Here is a 23,273-nt window from a genome sequence, read left to right as displayed (position 1 = left end):
GCGAACAGGAGGCTCAAGCTTGGCCGAGAAAGTGAACGGAGCCCGAAGATGGATGTTGATCGGCGTATGCGCGGCGATTGCAGGCGGGTTTGCGATCAGGGAATACCGTTTGATCCCCGAAGACCACGACGGCGGCCGGATAACGGTTGCCGAGGCCCATGAGCAGGCCTCGAAGGGAAACGTTCTGTTGATCGATATCCGCACGCCGCGTGAATGGCGCGCATCGGGCATAGCCGAAGGTGCCGTGCCGCTGGACATGCGGCGCGAGGATTTTGTCAAAGCACTGACGGAATTGGCTGGCGGCGATCCGGCGACCCCGGTGGCCTTGATTTGCGCGCGCGGCGTTCGCTCGGCACGCCTGAGCAACCGCCTGATCGAAGCTGGATTCACCAATGTGATCGACGTGCCCGAGGGTATGTTAGGTTCGGCCGCAGGGCCGGGATGGGTTCGGGCCGGATTGCCGGTGCGCAAATATGATGAGGATGCAGGATGATCCGGGAATTCAGTCTGGCGTTGGCCTTGGCAGTGACCGGGCAGACCGCTTTCGCGGGGTGTGCCGGTCAAGAGGATACCTGTGAGACACCCATGGGTGCCTATCACATCGAACTGCCCGACGCGGACAATGCGCCCATGGTGGTGTTCCTGCATGGGTATGGCGGCAGCGGGTCGGGCACGATGCGCAATCGCGGGATGGTCGAACCGCTGTTGGAGCGCGGCTATGCGGTGATGGCCCCTGAGGGGTTGGAAAGGCCCGACCGGGGCGGCACCAAAAGCTGGAATTTCTATCCCGGTTTTGGTGAGCGGGACGAAGCCGCCTTTCTGACCGAAGCGGTGCAAGACGCGGCACGGCGGTTTGGCATCGACACTGACCGTGTCCTGCTGGGCGGGTTTTCCGCCGGAGCTTTCATGGTCAACTATCTGGCCTGCGAGAGCCCCGATACGTTCTCGGCCTATGTCCCGGTGTCCGGTGGTTTCTGGCGCCCGCACCCCGAAACCTGCAAAGGTCCGATCCGCATGTTCCACACGCATGGCTGGACCGACAATGTGGTGCCGCTGGAGGGGCGCTTGCTGGGCGGAGGACGCTTTCAGCAGGGTGATATCTATGCGGGTCTCGAAATCTGGCGCGATGCGAACGGTTGTGTCGATCACAAACCGACCGCGTTCAGCACGACGAGTGATTTCATGCGCCGCCGCTGGACCACCTGTGCCGAAGGCAGCGCGCTGGAATTTGCTCTGTTCCCCGGAGGGCACACCGTTCCCGCGGGCTGGGCCGACATGATAATCGATTGGTACGAAGGGCTTCCCGGCAGTTGATCACTCGGCCGGGGTCATGTTGCCTTTGCCTTCGACCAGTCGCTTCAGTTCATCGCGATAGCGGCGCGCTGACCGGGTAATGGCGGGTTCGCTGAAGTCTTCCCGCATTCCGACCATCTTGCGCGCGGCACCTGCCGAGACACCGCTGAGCGCGGACAACGGGATAGCCAGCGCAAGGCTGATGGCGATTGGGGCCAGCCAGACCGACACCAGACCGGACAGGATACCGACGCTCAGCGCCACTCCGCTTACGGTTTCCAGCGCATGGCACAGGATCAGCGTTCGCAGACCATAGGTGCCACCGTCGCGGGCCTGAGGCGACCAGCCGCGCTGAATGCCAAAAGCCGTACGGAACACAGCGATCATCTGTTGAACCATCAGGATCGGAGCGTAAAGGATCGACAACAGAACCTCGGCCACGAAAGAGGCAAGGAATTTGCGCCCGCCACCGAAATCCGCGTAGCGTACACCGCTCAACGGCAGGGCCAGAACGCCCAGAACCTTGGGGGCCAACAGCATCGCGTACATGACCAGAATGATCAGCACGTGACGGGTTTCCGACATCTCGGGCCATTGTGGGAACAGAGGATTGTCGGGGCTGAAATAATGCAAGACAGAGGCATCCTGACCCTGACCGATCAGCGCCCACATCAACAATAGTGCAAACCACAACGGGGACATCAGATAGCCGACCGCGCCGTGGAACATGTGAAACCGCGACACCGCACGGAATCCGGAAGAACCGAGCAGTTTCAGGTGTTGCAGGTTGCCCTGGCACCAGCGGCGATCCCGCATGGCGTGATCGATGAGGGTCGGCGGTGTTTCTTCATATGACCCGCGAATACGCGGCAGAAATCGCACGGCCCATCCAGCGCGGCGCAGCAGGCCGGCCTCGACGAAATCGTGGCTCATGATCAGCTTGTCCTGACCGCTGAACGAACGCAGCTTGGGCAGGCCGGCGCTGGTGGCAAAAGCTTTGGTGCGGATAATCGCGTTGTGGCCCCAATAGTTGCCTTCTTGCCCGCACCAACGGGCCAGACCTTCGGCAAAGGCGATGCCATAGACACCATTTGCAAATTGCTGCATCCGGGCAAAGACTGACTGTGCGCCGATCAGCTGCGGATAGCTTTGAATCAAGCCCGCACCCGGATCGCATGCCAGTGCATCAGTCAGGCGATGGATTGCGCGCCCGGTCATCAGGCTGTCAGCATCCAGCACCAGCATGGCATCCCAATCCGCGCCCCAACGGCTGACCCAGTCGGCGATGTTGCCTACTTTGCGGTCGGTATTCTGTTCGCGGCGGCGATAATACAGCTCAAGCCCGGGTGCCAGGGTGGTGCGCAGTGCTTCGACGCTGGCCTGTTCCTGCGCCGCAATCTCGGGATCGCGCGTGTCCGACAGAATGAACATGGCATAGTGGTGTTTACCGCCGCGCGCCTGAAGATCCTCCAGCATGGTGCGGGCATTGCCCAACACGTTCCAGGGGACTTCATTGTAGACCGGGGTCAGCAGGGCCACCCGCAGGGGTTGCGCCGCGGTCCGACGCTCGGGCCGTTCCTGTTTCGCCAGCGACACCATGCCCAGCAAAACAGTGCAGACGGTAAAGGAAATCCAGAAGAAGTTGAACGAAATCAAGGTCAAAAGGATGGCTTCGACCACGTTGATGCCTTCCGCGTCAAACCAGTCACTCATGACCCACAGCAAGGCCAGAGTGGCGGCCATCGCGGGCGAAAAAGCCAGCGCGCGCCAGAAACCGGCAGAGGATTTGTGCTGACCGGAAGGCGCATCGGCATCCCGGAACCGTGCGCTGAAGTTCTGCGCAGGCATCGCCAGAGGGGCCTCGGGCGGCATGATATGCAGATCGCGGCTCATGTGGTCCAACGGTACAGCCAGACTTCCGAGGCAGGCTGTTTGTCTTTCAACAATTGTGCGCGCAACTCGACATGGTTGCGTTCGCCGGGCTGGAATGAAAACGCCAGCCGTGGACCGCCGGTATCCGGGTTGCGCTGCAAGACGCCTTCCGAAGTTTCCGCATGTGGCGAATCCACAAAGACCGTGATTGCGCCCAGGTCCTCGAACAGTTCGCTGCCTTCAAAATCGATGATGGCCAGCCGGCCTTCGCCAAAGGTGTTCTCGCCCATCGCGGTGTTGATCACGCGCGGCATCGGTGTGCGCTGGGGTTCTTCCCCCCAGATCAGGCGATAGGACAGATCAACCTGACTGCCTGCCGCATAGGGTTCAGCGGGCCTCCAATAGGCGACGATGTTGTCATAGATTTCCTGATCTGCCGGGATCTCGACCAGCGTGACCGAGCCTTTGCCCCAGTCTTCCTGGGGCTCGACCCACAGGCCCGGGCGCTTGTGGTAATTGGCCTCGAGATCGGCGTAGTCCGAAAACTCTCGTTTGCGCTGCATCAGACCAAACCCGCGTGGGTTTGTATCGACGAAGGATGAGACCTGCAATCGGGTCGGATTGGCCAACGGACGCCACAGGACCTCGCCCGCGCCATTGCGGATCATCAACCCGTCGCTGTCGTGCACAGCAGGGCGGAAATCGTCGAACCGGCTGTGGTTGGTCTGGTCGAACAGGAACATCGAAGTTCCCGGAGCGATCCCTACATGGGGCAGGTCTTCGCGCGGGAACAGCGTTGCCTCGACATCCATGATGCAATCCGCGCCCGCCGTGACGTTGAAACGATAGGCGCCGGTCACGCTGGGGCTGTCCAACAATGCATGCACGACCATGTTGCGTTGGCCCGGTTCGGGACGTTCCAGCCAGAAACGGATGAATTCGGGAAATTCCTCGCCGTCCGGGTCGCCGGTTTTCAACGCCAGACCCCGCGCGGACAGTCCGTAAACCTCGTGCAGGCCAATGGCGCGGAAATAGCTGGCCCCCTGCCAGACGCAGAATTCATCTGTCTTGCCGGGGCGGTGCATTTCAGTTCGCAGGCGCAGGCCCGAGAAGCCCAGCGTGTCATCGATCGGCAGTTGCGGCACGTCTTCTGACTTGTCGAACATTTCCAGATCGAAGGCGACCGGCTTGGTCATGCCGTTCTCGACCGTTTCCACCTTGACGGTGCGCGGGAAATAGAGGCCGGGGGTGAAGAAATCCACGTTGAAGGGCGTGTCGGTTTCATACCACAGCGCCCGGTCAAGCCGGAACCGGATGGAACGGTACTGCTGATAGGTCAGATCCTGCCATTCCTGCGGTACCATCTCGCGTTCCACATAGGGGCGGCTGGCCAGATCGCGGGCCACCTCGATTACATAGTCGCGGTCAAAAGGCGTCTCACCGCTCGTCGCATAAGCGGATGGAGCGAAGGCCAAAGCAGTCGTCGAGACGAGGAATGCGCGACGGGTAAAATTCATTTCTTCGACTTCCAGGGTTGTGACTTGAACCAAGCTGCCAGATAGGCAACGCCGATGATCATCGCAAACCCAATAATGTTGGCGACAAAGACAGTGGCGACATCCCGCCCAGCCTGATCCAGCGCGACACCGATCAGCCGTGCCGCAGCCATGGAAAACACAAATACGGCAAGGGATTGCTGGCCGACCTTGGTGACGACGGCCAGCAGGAATTGCCAGATACGTGCGCCCAGACCATGACCCGTCGCGATCAGGCGGTGGCCGTGTTCGCCCGCTGCAACCCATCCCAGATAGGCCAGCGACAGAAAGTGGACATATCGAAGAAGGCCGAACTCGGTTTTGCCACGCAGCTCTTCGGTCAGGGGCCAGCCCTTGCGGATCACTGCGCCAAGCTCGGGTGCAGCCGTGTTGATCCAGGTGAAGACTTTCCATGACCCGAACGGGGCTGACAACACGACAAAGGCAATCGCCACCCAGATCAAGGATTTCGACACGGGCGGGGCCGGAATCCAACCGCGCATGAAGGCGAAGCCTGTGAAAAACAGCAATTGCCATCCGAAGGGGTTGAAGAACCACTGGCGCTGGGACCAGGGTTCAGCGGGAAGGGCAAGCGCGCCGGTTTGCGCGACGAACCAGATGGCCACGCAAACTGCCGCCATCAGCCAGAAACTGACTCGATAGAGCGCCATGTAAAGCGGCATAAGCGCCAGTACGACCAGATACATCGGCAGGATATCGAAGTAGTTCGGCACATAGGTCAGTGTGAAAATCCCGACCATTTGCGGGGCCGGGTCATTGAAGAAATGCTGAAGGTTCAACGACGAGACATAGGTTTTCTCGAACGCGCCGGTCTGATCCAACGCGGCCATTGTCATTGCAACAAAGAAGAACAGGGCAATATGCGCCCAATAGACCTGCCAGATGCGGTAGGCCACTCGGGCGGTGCCCATCCACCATCCCTTGCGCAGAAATGCCCCGCCAAACGCAATGGCCGAGGCCATGCCCGAGCAGAACACGAAAATCTCGGTTGCGTCCGAGTACCCAAAGCGGGCAGGAATCCACTTTGCCCAGGGGTCGTTGGGAATATGGGCGATCAGGATGATGAACATCGCGATGCCGCGATAGAAATCCAGACGCGGATCACGCGCACTGGCAGGGGCTGCGGCCGGGGCCGCAGCGGGTACAAAATCAGAAGCGGGCGATATGGTCGCCATACGTTTTCTGTCCTTCTTGGTCTTCTTGTTATTCGGCGGGGACGCTTTGGACGTCACCGCTGTCGCGGGCCGCGTCGATCAGGGCGCGACGCGCGATGGCATAATTGTCTTCGCCCCCGGCGCGCTTGGCGCGACGGTCATCCAGAATGCGTTCCACCGCGTCCAGGCGACCTGCGCGCAGGCCGGAATCAATGGTAATGCGTTCAAATACATCACGTTGCGCGTGGCTGCCACCGGCCAGTTGCATGGAATCGCGCGCCGCGAGCAGATGATCAAAGGCGGTTCCATAGTGGCCGTCGCCAAAGGCCTCCAGGCCCATGGCCGCAGCGATACCGGGGTCTGCCATGCGGCGGGTGGTGTCGTCGTCGGCGCGGGCCGCATCCTTGTTCATGCGGTTTAGCATCTTGGCCGTGGCATCAGCGCGATTGTCACCGGTAAGCGCCAGCAGATAATGCAAATCCGCAAAGATCAGGCAGCCGTCTTCCGTTCGTGCGGCACTCAGATCAGCCAGCTCTTCCCAGCGATTTCCGACATTTACCCCCTCAAGTTCAAGCCGCATCAACAGCGAAGTGCCGTTTGAAATGTCACGATAATCGTCAGTTTTGTCCTTGCGGATATGGTTGTCATACAGTTCGATCACCTGATCGACCTGACCCAGATCCAGATGCATCAGTGCCTTGTGCCACCACACGTGGTAACGGAAGTTGTTGCAGTGGGCCCAGGCCGCCTCGCGACCGGCCAGCCAGTCAAGGCCCAGCTGCGCATTGCCCGTCATTTCGTGGACATGGGCCACCGCGTGCAGGCCCCAGGCATCATCGGACACCATCCACAGCGCCTGACGGCCCGCGATTTCGGCCTTTTCATAAGCGCCTGTTTCTTCCAGCGCGAAAGAATGACAGCCCAGCAGATAGCCGCGCCCGGGGTGGTCCGGCTCATAAGCGGGCATCACACGCTCGATCGAGCGGCGCATCCCGTTTGCATCACCCAGAACGAAGCGGGTCGCATGGCTTAGTTTCATCGCCAGGGTGTCCTGCGGATGGTCACGCAGAATCGCTTCAAATTTCTGAACCGCCTGTGCCTGTTGTCCGGCCAGATACAAGGCCAGCGCATCCACGTAGAGACGTTCGCGTTCAGTTACAGGTTGACGTTCCATCGCCGCGTTGGCAGCAGCCAGCGCTTCGACAGCAACCGCCATCATCTCGCGCCGCCCAAGCAGCGCCATGAACAGACCTTTGACCGCTTGACCCAGCGCGAAGTCGGGCTCGAGTTCCAGCACTTTGCCCAAGTGCTGGGGCGTGACAGCGGCATGAGCCATGAACCCAAGCAGAACACCATTCCACGCTTCGACTGCCGCCGGCTGGGTCAGGGTGTTCATCTGTCCGAAAACGTCTTGTTTCATACTTGGGTCCAATCTGATTGCGATATTTGACACTGTTCGATGTACCAGAGTGTGCGAGAGGGACGTAACAGTATCGACGCTGCTCTCGAATTGGTGAAATGACGTGTGCGAAAAAGATGAAAAAAACCGCCGATTCAAGGGCATGTTTCAGCGACATGTCGCCTAGATGTGCAAGTATTTCAATCCTCGAACGGGTTTTCGGCGCTCAGAACAGCCTCAGTATCGGCCCCGCAGACCGGTGGGGCGTTTCGATATGTTACAGGTGTACGAGACAGGTTCAGAGGATTCCCGATCAGGTTGACCTGACCCGGCTGGGCCTGCATGGCAATCTGCATCTGTCTTGCGGCCACTTGTTCCGTGTTGAACACCTGATCCAGCGTCTGCACCGGGCCGACGGGCACTTTGACAGCCTCCAGACCGGAAATGACGGTGTGGGTGTCCAGCGCCTTCACTGCGGGGCGAAGAATCGAATTCAGCGCATCACGATGTTCCAGACGGGCCGGGTTGGTCGCGAATCTCGGATCGTCTGCCAGTTCAGGAGCATTGATGAAGTTGCAGAGTTTTTTGAATTGGCCGTCGTTTCCGACCGCGAGAATCACGTGCCCATCGGCGGTTTCGTAGACGTCATAAGGAACGATGTTGGGGTGCCCGTTTCCGCGTCGTTGCGGAACATTGCCTGACGTCAGATAGTTGACGCCTTCATTGATCAGCCAGGCGATCTGAGAATCCACCAGCGCCAGATCGATCTGCTGGCCCTCGCCGGTCAAGTCGCGGTGGCGCAGCGCGGCCAGGATACCCACGGTTGCATACATCCCGCACATCACGTCAGCAATGCCAACACCCACTTTCATGGGCGCGCCCTCGGGGTCGCCGGTCAGCGACATGATCCCGCCATAGCCCTGCGCCATCAGGTCATAGCCGGGCTTGCTGGCATTCGGGCCGGTTTGACCATAGCCCGAGATTGAACAGTACACGAGGCTTGGAAACTCTTGCGACAGGGTGGCATAGTCCAGCCCGTATTTGGTCAGCCCGCCCGGTTTGAAGTTCTCGATCAGGATGTCCGCATGTGACGCCAAGCGTCTGATTTCCGCCTGACCCTCGGCCGAGGAGATATCCAGCGCCACGGATTTCTTGTTGCGGTTGGCAGACATGAAATAGGCGCTCAGATCCGAGCGGTTGCCCTGGGCATCGCTTACGTAGGGCGGGCCCCATTGCCGCGTGTCATCGCCACCGGTTGCCGGGTTTTCGATCTTGATGACGCTTGCGCCCAGATCGCCCAGAAGCTGCGTGCATGTTGGGCCTGCCAGGATCCGGCTAAGGTCCAGAACCTTGACACCCTTCAACGGGCCTTCAGATGCGGCCATCATAGCCTCCACGCTCAACTTCAGCAGCAATCACCGTAAATGTCTCAGCCTTTACAGCAGCTTCCAGTGCGGCGCGCAACTCTGTCCTGTTACGAACCGTATGGCCATTGCCGCCAAAGGCCCGGCCCATGGCAGCAAAATCATGATGGCCGAAATCCACGCCCGTGTTGCGCATCTGTCGCTGACGTTGTTTCAGCTCGATCAGGGCAAGGCTGGCATCCACGAAGACCAGAAAAATCGGGTTGCCGCCCATTTCAGCCGCTGTCGACAACTCGCCCGCAACCATCAGGAACCCCGCATCCCCCGAGAAGCTGATCACCGGGCGGTCGGGTTCGGCCAGTTTCAGGCCAATGGCCATGGGTACGGCGCATCCCATCGTGCACAACGCCGAGGACTGGATCAGCCCGCGTTCTTCGCTGCACGCCCACATCTGGCTCAGCAGAATGCGGTGTGCACCGCTGTCGGCCGTGGCCAGTGTTTCAGGCGGCAGGACAGCGCGGGTTTCGGCAATGACGGCAGCGGGCCCCCAGCTTTCATCGGTGGGGAAGGCCTTTGCCAGCGCGGCTTTGACCTGCGCGGGTTCGTTGCCCGGCCATGTTTCACGGGCCGGGTTGCCTTTGGCTATTGCCTCCAATGTCTCGCCCGTGTGGGCAACAAGGTTCAATCCAGCCTGATGCATGTAGTGGTCGTTGACCACGGCAGAGATATCGATGACGCGCTTTTCTTCCGGATCCCAGATCTCACGCCAGCCGGGGCGCATTTCGATCGGGTCATATCCCAGGCACAATACCAGATCCGATTGTTCGATCAGAGGCACAAGATGCTTGTCAGCCAGCGGCGACAGCCCCGCGCCGCCCAGACACAGCGCGTGATCCTCGGGCACGACGCCTTTGGCCTTGTAGGTCGTCACGAAAGGAATGCCAAAATGCTCCAGGAACGCCTGCACGACACTGCGCGAGTCGTCATAGAGGACATCCAGACCGATGATGGCGATGGGGCGTTCGGCCTCGGCCACCCAGCGGCGGGCCTTCTCAAGGCATTCCCCACCGGGGCTGACCGGCGCGACCTTGGCCAGCCGGCGGCGTTTCACGCCGTTAACAGGCGTGTCGGCAACCGAGATCGGGACATCGATATGAACCGGGCCGGGTCGTGGCTGCATGGCCAGCGACACCGCCTTGTCGGCAATGATATCCGCGCCTTTGGCTGTCAGCGTATAAGTGCCTTTGGTGATCGAGCGATAAACCCGGCTGTGATCCATGACCTGATGGGTATAGGTCAACGCTTCGTCCGCATCGACGCATCCGGTCAGAACGACCATCGGCACACGATCCTGCAAAGCGTTCGCTACCACATTGATCCCGTTCATTGCGCCCGGACCCAGAGTGGCCACCAGAATCGCAGGTGCACTGTCGCGATGATGAACGGCCTCGGCCATGAACCCGGCAGAGTTTTCGTGCTTGGTCAGATGAAAGGTGATCCCAGCCTTTTCCAGCGCATCGACCAGCGTCAGAACCTCGCCCCCCGGCATCCCGAATGCGTGTCGGCACCCCGCTTCATATAAGCGTTGGGCCAGAATATCCGCAGCGCGGGGCGAGGGGTCTTGCATCAGTCATGCTCCGATAGAACCGTTTCAAGCAGATTGCGGAGGACGTTCCCGGACGCAAGGCGGTTCACGCCAGTGTGACTATTTGACTGCGCGTTCAGCGATCGATTGAAACGTCGAGTCAAGCTCTGCTGCAATATCCATCAGGTTCTGACCGCCTTCCGAGGCGTAGGGCGCAAAGACGAAACTGGGGGTTTTATACGACAGGTTCGCCGTCCCGTCTTTGTTCTCGGTAACGTAAAACCGGATCGGGGCCTCGATCATCGCGTGGACCGAGGTTTCCAGAACCCGCACGGCGTAGTCATTGTTGAACGCGCCGATCACGCGATTTCCGGGAATCGATATCCCACGTGCTGCCGCCGCTTTGGTCGGGCCCGCCTGAGTCACGACGATCAGCCCGTTTTCCTTGATCGCGGCTTTGGTTGCGTCAACCAGTTCCGCATACGGTTTCTGGGTTGGGTATACGGCCCAGCCCTCGGGCGCATTCTGAGCCCACAGGGGCAACGCGATCAGGCAGAGCAGGGGAATGAAGGCTTTCATCAACGCGTCTCCGGTATCTTACTCTGACCTGTGTGCCAGACTTGAGAGTTCTGCGCAGTCACGAATCCGTGTTCGCCGCGCGCTGCTGCACGTCGCGTTTCTTCAGCACGTAGATATCCATGATCCAGCCATGGTCGGCTCGGGCTCGGGCGCGCGTGTCAAGGATCCGCTGCGCGACCTGATCCAAAGGGCCGCTGATCAGCAGCTCTTCTTTCATGCCCACATAGGCCCCCCACCAGATGTCATACTCTGCCATCCTGAGGGACTGGAACGAGCATTCCCCGTCCAGCATGACGGCGACTTTCGAAGCGGTTTCAGGCCAGCCTTCATCCCGGATACGACGCCCGGTGGTCACGACATAGGGTGCGCCCAGATCATTGATCGGGATCGCATGAGCCGCGGTCAAAGCCTGCAAGGCCGTGATGCCCGGAATCACCCTGGTGTTGGGCTTGGGGTCCAGACGCGCCGCAATGCGCAGCGAACTGTCATACAGGGACGGGTCGCCCCAAATCAGCAGAGCAATGTGCTGCGCCCCCGGGTGAGCCTCGATCGCCTCGTGCCAGCGCAGCGCAATGGCGTCGTGCCATTCGTCCACGCCGCGCAGATAGCCATCGTCCGCCCGGCGCCTTGGGATGTCAAAATAGGCTAACCTTGGCGGTGTCTCGGTTACCCGGTCGATGATGTCCTCACGCAGCCCGGCCAGATCGGCCTTGTTTTCGCCCTTGCGGGGAATCAGGATCAGATCGGCCGACCGGATCGCCTGCGCGCCCTGAAAGGTCACGTGATCCGGGTTGCCGGTGCCGATGCCAATCAGGCTCAGATCAATCATCTTCGAACTCCGCCAGCGGCCCGTAAAGGATCAGGGCCGGAGCCGTGCCGATCTCGGATTTTAGCTGTTCGGCCAAAGCACCGATGGTGTTGCGCGTCAGCTTTTGATCCGGGGTCGAAACAGATTCAGCCATCAGGGCAGGCGTGTCCAATGACAGGCCGTGTGAATGCAGCGCTTCTGCCAGAAGCGGGAAAGTACGTTTGCCCATGAATACAACGGTGGTGGCCTGAGAATCGGCCAGTGCGGTCAGGTTCAGATCGTCCGGCAGCGCGCCGCTGACGTCATGTCCCGTCACGAACTGCACGCGCCGTGCGGTCAGACGGCGCGTCAGCGGGATACCTGCGGCAGCTGCGGCAGCCACCGCAGACGGGATGCCGGGGATGATCTCGAATTCAATGCCCGCATCTCGAAGGGCAACAAGCTCTTCTTCAAGCCGCCCGAACATGCCGCCATCGCCGGATTTCAACCGCACGACATGTTGGCCGGTCCGGGCGTAATCCACAAGCAACCGGCTGACATGGTCCTGCTTGGGCGAGGGGCGACCGGCCCGTTTGCCCACGCCCACAAGATCGGCGTCTTCGCGCGCGTGGCTCAGAATCGGCCCGCTGCTGAGGTCATCGAACAAAATCGCATCGGCTTTTTGCATCCTGTTGACGGCCTTCAACGTCAGCAACTCCGGATCGCCGGGGCCCGAGCCGATGAAAGACACAAATCCGCTCATGCAGTTGCCTCCGCAATCAGGTGAAAGTACGTACCTGTGACATTGCCGCGAACAGAGCCGGTCTGAGGTCCCTCTGCGCCTTCGGCATCAAACACACGGGCCAGCGGCGGGTCAGGTTGATCCACGATCGAGGAATAGTGGAACTCATGCCCGCGCAGCGCTGCATTCCGCTCAAATCCCGGCATCGGGGCCAAAAGTTCGGCCTTGCGATAGCCCAGGTTGAATTTGCGTTTTTGGTAGGACGTCACCAAACCCAGCAGGCCAGCCATTTCATGCCGCACGCCATCCTTGTCGATCAGCGCATGACCCAGCGCCATGTATCCACCGCACTCACCATGCACAGGCCTTGTTTCCGCGTGCTTGCGCAGACCCGCGAGGAAGGTTTTTGCAGCAGCCAACGTCCCGGCATGCAGTTCAGGATATCCGCCGGGAAGCCAGACCAGGTCGGCATCCGCCGCCGGGGCTTCGTCTGCCAGTGGCGAGAAGGGTAGGATTTCGGCCCCGGCGGTGCGCCAGCCTTCCAGCAAATGTGGATAGGTGAAAGAAAAAGCCGCATCCCGTGCCAATGCAATCCGCTGGGCCGGAGGGCGCGGCAGCGCGTCTGACGATGGCCCAATGGGGCCTGAGGAAGCCGCCTGTTTGATCGCCTCGAGATCCACATGTTCGCGCAGAAATGCGGCATAGCCCACGATGGCGCTTTCCAGATCCGGGTGTTCGACGGCCTGGATCAACCCCAGATGCCGCTCGGGTAGGGTCAGATCGCCTCGGCGCGGAAGCACACCCAGAACCGGCAGGCCTGCACGTTCCATCCCGAGCCGGGTCAGACGCTCGTGCCGGGGGCTGGCACAGCGATTCAGAATGACGCCGGCAAAGGGCAGATCGGGGTTGTACATCCTGAACCCCAGCGCGGTGGCCGCCGCAGATTGCGCCTGACCGCCGACGTCCAGCACCAACACAACCGGCCAACCCATCCGTGCAGCGGTCTCGGCGCTGGACCCATGACCCAACTCACCCGGCTTGGCCACGCCATCGAACAGGCCCATCGAACCTTCCGCCACCACGATGTCGGCGCCTTCGGCCTGCGCAGAGATCGCGTTCAACAAAGGATCGCCCATCGCCCAGCTGTCAAGATTGAACGAAGCCCGCCCGGACGCGGCTCGGTGGAAGGCAGGGTCGATATAGTCCGGTCCGCTCTTGAACGGTTGAACGGTCAGGCCATCCTCGGCCAACGCGCGCAACAGGCCCAGCATGACCGTTGTCTTGCCCGTGCCCGAAGACGGGGCGGAAATCAGAAGGCCCGGAGGGTTAATCATCACCATGGCTCCAGCTTGACCAGGGGCTCTCGGCGCTTTGCGGGCGATAGCGGCGGTCGTAATCTTTCGAATACAGGCAGCTTTCGTCGAAACCTTCGCCCGCCAGTGCCGGACCGACCATGATCAACGCAGTCCGCGAGATGCTGTCATCCAGCGCCTCTTTGAGCGTTCCCAGCGTCGCGCGGATGATCCGTTCATCCGGCCAGCTTGCGCGATAGACCACGGCGACCGGACAGTCGGCCCCATAGGCCGGGGTCAGATCGGCAATGACGTTGTCCAGATTGCCGATCGACAGATGAATGGCAAGTGTCGCCCCCGTGCGTGCGAAATTCTCCAACGTCTCGCCTTCGGGCATGGAAGATGCACGGCCCGGCGTCCGGGTCAGAACCACGGATTGCGCCAGCCCGGGCAGAGTAAGCTCGGCTCCCAAAGCCGCCGCAGCCGCCGCAAAGGACGGAACGCCTGGGGTTACGCTGACCGGGATGCCCATTTCCTTGAGGCGGCGGATCTGTTCCCCCATCGCCGACCAGACCGACAGGTCGCCGGAATGCAGACGGGCCACATCCTGGCCGGCCTGATGTGCGGCCTCGATCTCGGCCATGATCTGATCCAGATCCATTGGCGCGGTGTTCACGATTCTTGCGCCTTCCGGGCAGTGGCTAAGAATTTCTTCCGGAACCAGGGAACCTGCATAAAGGCAAACGGGGCAGGATGCGATGATGTCGCGCCCGCGCAGCGTCAGCAGGTCGGCGGCGCCCGGTCCGGCGCCGATGAAATGAACGGTCATGTTTGTCCTCCGATGGCTATGGCGCATGTGGCCAGCCGGTCGTCTGAAATCTGTCTGGGTGAAAGCAGCCGCGCGCCCGAGCCAACAAGCTTTCCGGCGGCAGCCAAGGCGGATGCTTCGGCCACGCTTCCGGTGCCATAGGTGGCCCGGCTACGGGTCGAGCAAGTGAGTGTGCGTTGCCCGGCCAGATCGCCTGCGGCAACGAAATGTAAGGGCAGAGACACCTCTTCTGCAAAGGATGTCAGGGCCGAATGACCTTCCTTGTCGGCCACGGTTGCCAAGGCGGCGACGTCGTGGTTTGCGGCTGCCGCGTCAAACGCTTCACGCAAACTGTCGGCTGTCGCAGAAGAGGAGAAACCGAGGCCAGCAACGATCATAGCGTCACGCTCCACTGCACCACCGGATAGGCGGACTTCCAGCCGCGCCTTGGTCCTAGCGGGGCTGATTGTGCAAGTTCTATCCGAAGCAGGTCACCGCCCAAGTCTTCGTGCCAACGTGCCAGCAGGGCCTCGCTTTCCAATGTGACCGCATTGGCGACAAGGCGTGTGCCTTTAGGAAGCGCATCGCGCAGCCACGCCAGCAGATTGGCGCTCAATCCTCCGCCGATGAAAACGGCATCCGGCAGGTCGACACCTGACAGCGCTTCTGGTGCGGTTCCGTGTACTACATTCAATCGATCTTGCCCCAACGTATCTGCATTTCGGCGGATTCGCTCAGCCCGGTCGGCACGGGGCTCGAAACACGTCGCGGAAAGGGTCGGATCACACATCAGCCATTCGATGCTGATCGAACCTGTGCCTCCACCTATATCCCACAGATGTTCGCCGCGTTGCGGGGCAAGCGCCGAGAGTGTCAGGGCGCGGATCGGGCGTTTGGTGATCTGACCGTCCGTCTCGAAGATGTGGTCCGGTTTGCCAGACGCCTTGGAAAGGGCAGGTCCTGCACCGGAAACCTCCAGACCGACGCAGACCGGATGGTCGAACGTACCCAACAGCGCCTCGGTCAGCGTGACTGTTCGGGTGTTTTCGCGCGGGCCACCTAGGGCCTGCATCACATGCAGGGCCGAGTCGGCAAAGCCTGTCTCGGTCAGATACCGTGCCAGTTCCGCCACGGACTTTCCGTCACGCAGCAACAGGATCGCGTGCGCTCCCGGTGCCAGATGAGGACGCAAACGGGTCAGCGGCGCGGCGTGCAGGCCGAAGGTCAGTGTGCTTTCCAAAGGCCAGCCGAGCCGGGCAGCCGCCAGCGAAAAGGTGGATTGGCCGGGCAGGGCGGTCCATTCACCGGCATCGAAATTGCGCGCAATGACAGAGCCTGCGCCAAACCAGAACGGATCGCCCGAGGCCAGAACAACGGTCTGCCGGCCACGCAATCCTTTCAGGATCGGCAGACCTTCCGAGAACGGCACAGGCCATTCGACACGCTCCGCCCCTGTTTCGCGCAGCAATGACAGGTGGCGCGGCGGCCCCATGATCACTTCGGCCCGGTCCAGCACTTGACGGCCGGATGGCGACAGGCCATCAAACCCATCTTCGCCCAGTCCCAGAACGGTCAGCCACGGAGATTCAGACATGACAACCCTCCTGATCCTTGGTGGCACGACCGAGGCCAACGCGCTGGCCAAAGCTGTTTCGCAACAAGGGATTGCGGCTGTGTATTCCTACGCCGGACGGGTGAAAAACCCGCGTCCTCAGCCCTTTCCGGTAAGGGTCGGCGGTTTCGGCGGTCCGGAGGGTCTGGCTGCCTATATCCATGAGAATGCCATCACCCATGTCGTGGACGCGACCCATCCCTTTGCGGCCCGGATGAGTCGGAACGCGATCGAGGCATGCGCCGCGACGCGGGCGCCATTGGCCGCGTTGACCCGCGCGGCCTGGGTGTCGCAGCCCGGCGATGTCTGGCGTCATGTGCCCGACATCGCTGCCGCCGTCGACGCATTGTCCGGCGATGCTCAGCGTGTTTTCCTTGCCGTTGGCCGCATGCACCTTGAGGACTTCACGGTCCAGCCCCAGCATCGCTATTTGCTGCGTCTGGTGGATGCGCCCAATGAGCTGCCCTTGCCGAACGCAGAGGTGGTCGTCGCCCGAGGGCCGTTTACCGAAGCCGACGACCGGGCGTTGATGCAGCGCCATGGGACGCAGCTGGTCGTGTCCAAGAACGCAGGCGGCACGGGCGCGCGCGCCAAGCTGGACGCGGCGCGGGCGCTGGGCGTGCCCGTGCTGATGATCGACCGCCCGGTTCTGCCGAAGCGGACCGAGTTTTCGCAGGTCGCACAGGTTCTGGACTGGCTGTCTCATCCCTGATCCTCACCAGGGGTGAAGCGAGGGGTGTAAACGATGGGTGCGCCATCGCGCTCGATGACGCGCGTTCGGGATGACCCCACGATCACCACAGTCTGCATATCCGCCATGTCGGGCGTGGCTTCGGCCAGTGTCGAAATGCGCATCTCTTCATCGGCCCGCGATACGGCGCGGGCGAACAGGATCAAACGTTCGGGCTCACACTCTTCACGCAGGATTTCCAGCGTTTTTACAAAGCCTTCCGGGCGAGACTTCGAGCGGGGATTGTAAAAGGCCATCGAGAAATCCGCCTGTGCGGCAAGGCGCAGGCGTTTTTCGATCAATGACCATGGTTTGAGGTTGTCGCTGAGGTTGATGGCGCAGAAATCATGTCCCATCGGGGCACCCGCGCGCGCGGATGCAGCCAACATCGCCGTGATCCCCGGCAGCACATCGATCTGAAGGTCACGCCATTCCGCAGGGCCGTTTTCCAGTGCTTCGAAGACGGCCGCCGCCATGGCAAACACGCCGGGATCGCCCGAGGATACAACGACCACCCGTTTGCCATCGGCAGCCATTTGCAGCGCGTGTTGCGAGCGGTCGATTTCGACCCGGTTGTCACTGGCATGCAGTGTAAGGCCGGGGCGCTCGGCAATACGCGCCACATATGGGATATAGCCCACAACATCGGTGGCTTCGGCCAGCGAGGCTGTTACTTCTGGTGTAACAAGCGCCTCATCACCCGGCCCCAGACCGGCAATCTTGACCCAGCCGCTCATGGTCGCCGCCCCTGACCGTGCACGACGATGATCGAGAAATACGGGGTGATCTTCTCGCAGGCTTCGGACAGCTTGGTCACTGTCTGGTTCGGCATCTGCGCATATTCCACGATCCACGCCCGGTCATACAGGCCAGCGGTCTTCAGAGCGCGCTTCACCTTGTCGATGTTGCGTCCGATTTTCATCACGACCAACGCATCGGTCAGAGCCATGCGTTCCGCCAGCGTTTCTTCGGGCAGGGTGCCAACCAGCACGGTCAGCACGTCATCACCCCAGGTGATCGGATCGCCCGTGGCCGTCCACGCACCGGACATGCCGGTGATGGCTGGCACAACCTCGACCGGAGCTTCGTCACGCAACCGATTGTATAGATGCATGAACGAGCCGTAGAAAAACGGATCTCCCTCACACAAGACCACCACATCCTCGCCCTGTTCGGACAGGGCCTTGAGATGGGCGGTGCAGTTTTCGTAGAAAGCTGCCAGCAATTCGTTGTAGCGCGGGTCTGTCACCGGGATCTCGGTGGTTACGGGATATTCCATCGGAAACTCGACCGCGCCTTCAGGGATCATCCCGTTGACGATCTTGCGGGCCTGACCACTGCGACCTGGTTTGCGGAAATACGCCACATGCTTTGCATTGCGCAGCAGGCGATCAGCCCGGACGCTCATCAAATCTGGATCGCCGGGGCCAAGGCCCACACCGTATATGGTGCCCATCTTCATTCAGCCCGGCTTGCGATGGCGTTGATGGCCGCCACCGTGATGGCGCTGCCGCCCAGACGACCTTTGACGATGCAGGATGGCACCGGTTGCGCCTGCCACAGCGCATCCTTGGATTCCACCGCGCCGACGAAGCCAACCGGGCAGCCGATGATCGCGGCAGGGCGCGGGCAATCCGGGTCTTCCAGCATGTTCAGCAAATGGAACAGTGCGGTGGGCGCATTGCCTATGGCGACCAGCGCGCCCTCCAGATGCGGCCGCCACAGCTCCAGCGCAGCGGCGGAACGGGTGTTGCTCATCTCGGCAGCCAGGGGGCGCACGCGTTCGTCATGCAGGGTACAGATCACCTGGTTGTCGGCGGGCAAGCGGAAACGGGTGACACCTTCGCTGACCATGCGCGCATCACACAGGATCGGTGCGCCATTTTCCAAAGCAGTGCGGGCCGTCTGCACGAAGCCGGGCGAGAAATGCACGAACTCTTCCAGTCCGACCATACCCGCGGCGTGGATCATGCGAACGGCAACCTGCTCTTCATCGGCATCAAACCGGGCCAGATCAGCCTCTGACCGGATGGTGGCGAAGCTTTCCTTGTAGATCGCCGCGCCATCGGTTTCGTATGTATAGGGCATCAGGTGAAGTCCATAGTCATGAGTGTTTCCGGGTCGAGCCCGCGTTGGCTGGGCTCATCCCCCGCGCGGCCCTGTTTGACAAGATCAAATCGTCCGTTTGCGCCCACCAATGTGATGTCGGCAGGACCCATGCGAGCGCATCCCTTGCTACAGCCTGAAACATGCAGGCGTCCGGCCACCCGCGACGCCAACGCCCGGGCGATGTCGCGCGTCTCGGTCTGCGCCTGCGGGCAGAACGGCGCGCCGGGGCAGGCGTCGGTGGTCATCAACGGATCGGTTCCATTTTCGACAAAGGCCGGGGCAGGTATCGCCGCCCCGCCTTCCAGCAGGATCAGCCGCCACGGGGTGACGCGCAGGGCGCAAGCGCCGCTGTCCTCGATCAGGTCATACAGCTTGCGCGCAGGCAGCGACCCAAAAGCCGCGCCGTAAAGGGCACCCAGTTCACAGGGGCCCGGTTGAAGCTTTGCGCCAACAGAACCGGGCGCACATCCTTGCCATTCCTGCGGCAGGGCGTCGATGACACGCGCCATGCGGCGTGTCTCGGGCGTGTAGGTTTCGGCAAACCACATCGCCAGCGCGATCACGTGGTCAATGGCGTCGGTCTCGGTCACGCTCCGCCCGGTTTCGCAGCCATCGGCGCGCAGGATCAGGCCGCCTGCACTGGTTTCCAGACGAATATCAGCCGAATCCGACGCCAGCAGACGTTCGGGGCCCGTGTCGATTGCAAAACCGAACTTTGCCGGCAGGGCCGGCAGCTCCGCAAGCCGGTCAATCAGTTCATGGGTCAGCCGAGCAGTCAAATCGCCCGCCTGATAGAGCGGTGTAACCAGAATATTGCGGCGTATTTCGATACCGGGTTCCGCATCCAGCAGGTTCAGCGCGGCAAGCTCTTTGAGCAGAGGCTGATGGTCTTCCTCTTCCACGCCCCGCAATTGCAGATTGGCGCGATTGGTCAAATCGATCGAGCCGTTGCCAAAGCGGTCAGCCAGATCGCACAGTCCCAGTGCCTGATCGGCGTCCAGACGCGCCAGCCGGGGCCTGACCCTGACGACCAGACCGTCACCGGACATCATCGGACGATGGGCGCCCGGGCACCAGCCCTGAACGATCGGTGCACTCATCTCAATCCCTCCAGATCAGCCCTGATAGAGTTCCGGCGCGTGTTCCAAAGCCCGGCCTCAAGCAGCGCGCGAAACCGGTCCTGCATGGCCTGACGCGCCTTGGGATTGGCCTCTTGCAGGAACGCGTCGACCTCTTCGTTGCCCAGAGTGGCATCGTGGTAGAGGTCAAAAAGATGCGGTGCGACCGTGCCAGACAGATGCGCGAAAGAAGCCATATGATCCAGCGTTGCCGCGATTTCGGCCGCCCCCCGGAAACCATGGCGTTGCATTCCGGCGATCCAGCAGGGGTTGGCGGCACGGGCGTGGACGACTCGGCTGATTTCTTCACGCAAAGTTCGGGCACGCGGGTTTTCGGGGTTGGTGTTGTCCAGATGGTACAGCTGCGCGGTTCCGCCGGCGATCTTCTTGGCGGCGGCAAAGCCTGCCTCGTGCGTGGCATAATCGTTGGCCAAAAGAAGATCGGTTTCGGTCAGGTCCTGCAAGTGGACAAAGCTGTCCGCATTTGCAACGCGTTGGGTGATGCCGTCCTTGTCCTGCGAGATGTGTTCGCCTTCCAATGCAAAAGAGCTGGCCTCTAGCCACGCTTCACCGGCCTGCGCACGGGCCTCGTCGGTATACACTTCGGAAAGTTCGGTCATATTGACGCCGTAACTTCCGGGCGCAGGTCCATAGACCCGCGCTGCCGGCGCCTGCCCGGCATAGGGGTTCCAGTCCGTTGCCTCATCGCGCGCGGCCAATGCGCGAACCGCTTGGCCAAACAAGGCGGACAGCGTCGGGAAAACATCCCGGAACAGGCCCGAGACCCGCAGGGTCACGTCTAGGCGCGGGCGGCTCAGGTCGGTGATCGGCAGAACCTCGATGCCGGAAACCCTCTCGGACCCTTTGTCCCACACGGGTTTGACGCCCAGCAGGTGCAAGGCCATGGCGAATTCCTCGCCCGCCGTGCGCATGGTGGCTGACCCCCACAGATCGATGATCAGCCCCTTCGGGTAATCGCCTTCTTCCTGAAGATGGCGCCGCACCAGTTCCTCGGCCAGTTTCACACCCTGAGCATAGGCCGCACGGGTCGGAACCGACCGCGGATCGGTGGTGTAAAGGTTCCGCCCGGTGGGCAGAACATCTGACCGGCCACGATAGGGGGACCCCGAAGGCCCGGCATCAATCCGCTTGCCTTCGAGCGCTTTGATCAGCGCGTCGCGTTCGGCGTTGGCCGAAGGGGCCGGATCGAAACTGCCCGTCACCTCGGGCACGCGCCCAAAGATGTGCAGCCCGTCGCCAAACTGGCTTTCCTTGATGTCACAGACAAAGCGGTCGATGCGGGTGATGGCCTCGGCGGTGCAGGTTGCCTGATCGAGGCCGAGATCGCTTTCCAGCCCTATCGCCTGCGCCTCATCACGGATATCTTCCTGCAAGCGGTCGCGGCGTTTGGGGTCAAGCCCGTCGGCGTTCGAAAACTCATCCAGCAGCGATTCAAGCCGCACCATCCGATCCGGCGTGCCACTTTCCTTCATCGGGGGCGGGATGTGGCCCAGTGTGACGGCTCCGATCCGGCGCTTGGCTTGCGCGGCCTCGCCCGGGTCGTTCACGATGAACGGGTAGATTACAGGCAGATCGCCGATCAGCGCCTCGGGCCAACAATCGGCAGACAAGGCGACCGATTTTCCGGGCAACCATTCCAGCGTTCCATGCGCGCCGATATGGATCAGCGCATCGGCACCCAACCCTTTGCGCAGCCACAGATAGAAGGCGACATAACCGTGGCGCGGGGTGCGCAAGAGGTCATGATAGTCGTCATCCCGCAGCTCGGGCGTGCCGCGTTCGGGTTGCAGCGCGACCAGCGCCTTGCCGCGCCGAAGCGCGGTGAAATGGAAGGCCCCATCGGCACAGGCCGGATCATCCTCGGGCGCGCCCCAAACGGTGTGCAGATCAGCGCGCAGGGTCTCGGGCAATTCCGCAAGCGCATCCTGATAATCCCCAAGCGACCACGAAATCCGTGCGTCCAGAAGAGTGTCGGCAATCGGCTCGCCAGTCGCGATGTCATAGCCTTCTTCGTCAAGATCGGACAGCATCGCCTGGGCCGAGGCCAGCGCGTCGAGGCCAACCGCATGGGCCATCTGCCAGTCTTTGCCGGGATAGGTGGACAGGACCAACGCAGGAATCTGATCTGCCTTGGGTTTGTCGTTCAGTGCAAGCCAGCCCGATACACGGTCGATGATCGCTTCGATCCGGTCCGGTTCGGGACGGTGTGCAAAGCGCGCGTATTCCAGATGCGGATCGCGTTTTCCGGGTTCCTTGAAAGACGCAACTCCTGCTGAGATCCGTCCATCCACCTCGGGCAGTACCACATGCATGGCAAGATCGGCCGGGGACAAACCGCGTTCCGCCTCGGCCCAGGCTTTGCGGCGCGAGGTGGCGAGAGCGACCTGAAACACCGGCACGCCTGCAGCGTCCAGAGGCGACGTTCCCGACGCGCCTTTTCCCGAAAACGAAGTGGCGTTGACAATGGCAGATGGGTTCAGCGCAACAACCTGTTCCCGCAACCATTCGGCGGCTACAGGCGCCTTGAGAGACGGGGCAAACAGGCCCACCGCCGCGTATCCACGGGCGCGCAGGCTGCGGATCAGGGCTGCGATCGGGGCGGTGTCTGCCGAGGTCAGGTAAGCGCGGTAAAAGGTGACGAGGATTCGTTTAGTCTTGCCTTCGAATGCGGTTTCCACCGGGATTACGCCGCGATCCGGACACCACACGCCACTTTCGGGCAAGGTCTTGGCGCCCATCACCGGACCGGCATAAAGCCCCGCCGCCAAAGCCATCTGCGCCAGCGCGGCCTGTGCCGCGACCTCGCCGCCGGTATCGCACAGATGCGCCAGACGCCGCAGGGTCGAGACCGGCAGGGTGGAATAGTCATCCAGCCGCGTGTCCTCGCGCCCGTCGGCGGGCAGCACCGCCAGTGCGATGCCCTTGGCCTGCGCCAGCGCCAGAACCTGCTGCAACCCATAAGCCCAGTAGGGCATCCCGCCGATCAGACGGATCAGAATGCCCTTGGCGCCTTGAAGCGTCTGTTCGACATAGGTATCGACCGACAGCGGGTGTTTCAGAGCCGTCAAATTCGCCAGCCGCAGGGTCGGCATTCGCCCTTCCGGTCCGCCACCACGATGCCAGCCCGCCGCGAAAGCGCCTAGGTCGCTGTCCGAAAAGGACAGCACCACCAGGTCCGCCGGGCTCTGGCCCAGATCGGTTGGGGTCTCGGTTTCCTCGAGCCCGTGGCTTTCGCGAAAGACGACGTGCATG

21 protein-coding genes are annotated in these 23,273 nt (G+C 61.6%); 3 read left to right on the top strand and 18 right to left on the bottom strand.

The window, feature by feature from the left end:
• Nucleotides 1-52: 52 nt before the first annotated feature.
• Complete coding sequence (locus GS611_RS07020) at nucleotides 53-493, top strand: rhodanese-like domain-containing protein (protein ID WP_171633870.1); 441 nt, start codon at nucleotides 53-55, stop codon at nucleotides 491-493.
• Nucleotides 490-1,314 (top strand): PHB depolymerase family esterase, encoded by an 825-nt coding sequence (locus GS611_RS07015; protein ID WP_171633655.1) that lies wholly within the window; start codon nucleotides 490-492, stop codon nucleotides 1,312-1,314. The genes GS611_RS07020 and GS611_RS07015 overlap by 4 nt, the downstream gene beginning before the upstream one ends.
• Here the strand turns inward: GS611_RS07015 and mdoH are convergent, their stop codons facing one another.
• The 13 genes from mdoH to cbiE all read right to left on the bottom strand — a co-directional run bounded on the left by mdoH (nucleotide 1,315) and on the right by cbiE (nucleotide 16,025).
• On the bottom strand, nucleotides 1,315-3,186 hold the full coding sequence (gene mdoH / locus GS611_RS07010) for a glucans biosynthesis glucosyltransferase MdoH (RefSeq protein WP_171633653.1): 1,872 nt from the start codon (nucleotides 3,184-3,186) through the stop codon (nucleotides 1,315-1,317).
• Nucleotides 3,183-4,682: a glucan biosynthesis protein gene (locus GS611_RS07005; RefSeq protein ID WP_171633650.1), complete on the bottom strand. Its 1,500-nt coding sequence runs from the start codon at nucleotides 4,680-4,682 to the stop codon at nucleotides 3,183-3,185. Before GS611_RS07005 ends, mdoH begins: the two co-directional genes overlap by 4 nt.
• Entirely contained in the window at nucleotides 4,679-5,896 is a 1,218-nt protein-coding gene (locus tag GS611_RS07000; RefSeq protein ID WP_171633647.1) for an OpgC family protein, read from the bottom strand. Before GS611_RS07000 ends, GS611_RS07005 begins: the two co-directional genes overlap by 4 nt.
• Nucleotides 5,897-5,924: 28 nt before the next feature.
• Nucleotides 5,925-7,295, bottom strand: coding sequence for a tetratricopeptide repeat protein (locus tag GS611_RS06995; RefSeq protein WP_171633645.1), 1,371 nt, complete (start codon nucleotides 7,293-7,295; stop codon nucleotides 5,925-5,927).
• Between the two features lie 179 nt (nucleotides 7,296-7,474).
• Nucleotides 7,475-8,659, bottom strand: a complete 1,185-nt coding sequence (locus tag GS611_RS06990) for a CaiB/BaiF CoA-transferase family protein (RefSeq protein ID WP_171633642.1) — start codon at nucleotides 8,657-8,659, stop codon at nucleotides 7,475-7,477.
• The gene (locus tag GS611_RS06985; RefSeq protein WP_171633639.1) at nucleotides 8,646-10,265 is read right to left on the bottom strand and encodes a thiamine pyrophosphate-binding protein; all 1,620 of its coding nucleotides are present in this window, start codon (nucleotides 10,263-10,265) and stop codon (nucleotides 8,646-8,648) included. Before GS611_RS06985 ends, GS611_RS06990 begins: the two co-directional genes overlap by 14 nt.
• Before the next feature lie 78 nt (nucleotides 10,266-10,343).
• Complete coding sequence (locus GS611_RS06980) at nucleotides 10,344-10,802, bottom strand: DUF302 domain-containing protein (RefSeq protein ID WP_171613504.1); 459 nt, start codon at nucleotides 10,800-10,802, stop codon at nucleotides 10,344-10,346.
• 58 nt (nucleotides 10,803-10,860) lie between these two features.
• Nucleotides 10,861-11,631: a precorrin-6A synthase (deacetylating) gene (gene cobF / locus GS611_RS06975; RefSeq protein ID WP_171633636.1), complete on the bottom strand. Its 771-nt coding sequence runs from the start codon at nucleotides 11,629-11,631 to the stop codon at nucleotides 10,861-10,863.
• Nucleotides 11,624-12,352, bottom strand: a complete 729-nt coding sequence (gene cobA, locus GS611_RS06970) for a uroporphyrinogen-III C-methyltransferase (protein WP_171633633.1) — start codon at nucleotides 12,350-12,352, stop codon at nucleotides 11,624-11,626. Before cobA ends, cobF begins: the two co-directional genes overlap by 8 nt.
• Nucleotides 12,349-13,671 carry a cobyrinate a,c-diamide synthase gene (locus tag GS611_RS06965; protein ID WP_171633630.1) on the bottom strand — a complete coding sequence of 441 codons (1,323 nt, stop codon included), beginning with the start codon at nucleotides 13,669-13,671 and terminating at the stop codon, nucleotides 12,349-12,351. The genes cobA and GS611_RS06965 overlap by 4 nt, the downstream gene beginning before the upstream one ends.
• Nucleotides 13,658-14,452 carry a precorrin-4 C(11)-methyltransferase gene (cobM, locus tag GS611_RS06960; protein WP_171633627.1) on the bottom strand — a complete coding sequence of 265 codons (795 nt, stop codon included), beginning with the start codon at nucleotides 14,450-14,452 and terminating at the stop codon, nucleotides 13,658-13,660. The genes GS611_RS06965 and cobM overlap by 14 nt, the downstream gene beginning before the upstream one ends.
• A complete protein-coding gene (locus GS611_RS06955; RefSeq protein ID WP_171633625.1) occupies nucleotides 14,449-14,829 on the bottom strand; it encodes a cobalamin biosynthesis protein in 381 nt (126 codons plus the stop codon). The genes cobM and GS611_RS06955 overlap by 4 nt, the downstream gene beginning before the upstream one ends.
• Nucleotides 14,826-16,025, bottom strand: coding sequence for a precorrin-6y C5,15-methyltransferase (decarboxylating) subunit CbiE (cbiE, locus tag GS611_RS06950; protein ID WP_171633622.1), 1,200 nt, complete (start codon nucleotides 16,023-16,025; stop codon nucleotides 14,826-14,828). The genes GS611_RS06955 and cbiE overlap by 4 nt, the downstream gene beginning before the upstream one ends.
• Between cbiE and GS611_RS06945 the strand changes: the two genes are divergently transcribed.
• Nucleotides 16,024-16,755: a cobalt-precorrin-6A reductase gene (locus GS611_RS06945; RefSeq protein WP_171633620.1), complete on the top strand. Its 732-nt coding sequence runs from the start codon at nucleotides 16,024-16,026 to the stop codon at nucleotides 16,753-16,755. The two genes, cbiE and GS611_RS06945, sit on opposite strands and share 2 nt — an antisense overlap.
• On the opposite strand, the gene cobJ is transcribed toward GS611_RS06945, so the two are convergent.
• From cobJ to cobN, 5 genes are read right to left on the bottom strand one after another with little or no spacing between them, the layout of a single operon-like run.
• Nucleotides 16,746-17,510, bottom strand: coding sequence for a precorrin-3B C(17)-methyltransferase (gene cobJ / locus GS611_RS06940; protein WP_171633618.1), 765 nt, complete (start codon nucleotides 17,508-17,510; stop codon nucleotides 16,746-16,748). The genes GS611_RS06945 and cobJ overlap by 10 nt on opposite strands.
• Nucleotides 17,507-18,235: a precorrin-2 C(20)-methyltransferase gene (locus tag GS611_RS06935; RefSeq protein ID WP_171633615.1), complete on the bottom strand. Its 729-nt coding sequence runs from the start codon at nucleotides 18,233-18,235 to the stop codon at nucleotides 17,507-17,509. The genes cobJ and GS611_RS06935 overlap by 4 nt, the downstream gene beginning before the upstream one ends.
• Nucleotides 18,232-18,861: a precorrin-8X methylmutase gene (locus tag GS611_RS06930; RefSeq protein ID WP_152457460.1), complete on the bottom strand. Its 630-nt coding sequence runs from the start codon at nucleotides 18,859-18,861 to the stop codon at nucleotides 18,232-18,234. Before GS611_RS06930 ends, GS611_RS06935 begins: the two co-directional genes overlap by 4 nt.
• On the bottom strand, nucleotides 18,861-19,982 hold the full coding sequence (locus GS611_RS06925) for a cobalamin biosynthesis protein CobG (RefSeq protein ID WP_171633613.1): 1,122 nt from the start codon (nucleotides 19,980-19,982) through the stop codon (nucleotides 18,861-18,863). Before GS611_RS06925 ends, GS611_RS06930 begins: the two co-directional genes overlap by 1 nt.
• Complete coding sequence (cobN, locus tag GS611_RS06920) at nucleotides 19,979-23,272, bottom strand: cobaltochelatase subunit CobN (protein WP_171633611.1); 3,294 nt, start codon at nucleotides 23,270-23,272, stop codon at nucleotides 19,979-19,981. The genes GS611_RS06925 and cobN overlap by 4 nt, the downstream gene beginning before the upstream one ends.
• Nucleotide 23,273: the final 1 nt, after the last annotated feature.

The organism is Ruegeria sp. HKCCD6119 (assembly GCF_013110585.1).
In the GTDB taxonomy this organism is placed as follows: domain Bacteria; phylum Pseudomonadota; class Alphaproteobacteria; order Rhodobacterales; family Rhodobacteraceae; genus Ruegeria.
This window is presented reverse-complemented; position numbering and strand designations above follow the sequence as displayed.